We start from the raw sequence: 326 nt of genomic DNA, 5'->3' as shown, positions 1-326 counted from the left end.
CCAATTGCATTCTGAACATAAAGTTCAGCACCAACTAGCAGGCTTTTAAGTCGTTCCTCTGATTGAGCATCGAAAGCTTCATCATCTGGCAAGAAGCCTAATGTACGTTTAAGCTCGGCATCGACTTCCAAAAAGGTTGCCATAATTACTTACCAGTCTTTGTATCAGTCGATTTTGAGCTAGTAGTAGATTTAGTATCAGCTTTGCCATCAGCACTTGCATCACTATCGTTTGTACTGTTTGCTGCTCCTGATCCACCAGTAATTACTCTTGATTCTTGGTCTTTAATTTTAGTAAACGTGGATATTACGTATGCTCCTTCATCA

The 326-nt window shown here is 39.9% G+C and carries 1 protein-coding gene; it reads right to left on the bottom strand.

All coding sequences use genetic code 11. From position 1 onward, the window contains the following. Positions 1–145 precede the first annotated feature (145 nt). A partial coding sequence (locus H3V04_RS10225) for a hypothetical protein (protein ID WP_232342678.1) occupies positions 146–326 on the bottom strand: 181 nt, incomplete at its 5' end.

Source organism: Bifidobacterium sp. M0353 (assembly GCF_016100645.1).
GTDB lineage: Bacteria > Actinomycetota > Actinomycetes > Actinomycetales > Bifidobacteriaceae > Bombiscardovia > Bombiscardovia choladohabitans.
The sequence above is the reverse complement of the archived record's forward strand: the minus strand, read 5'-3'. Positions and strand labels throughout refer to the sequence as shown.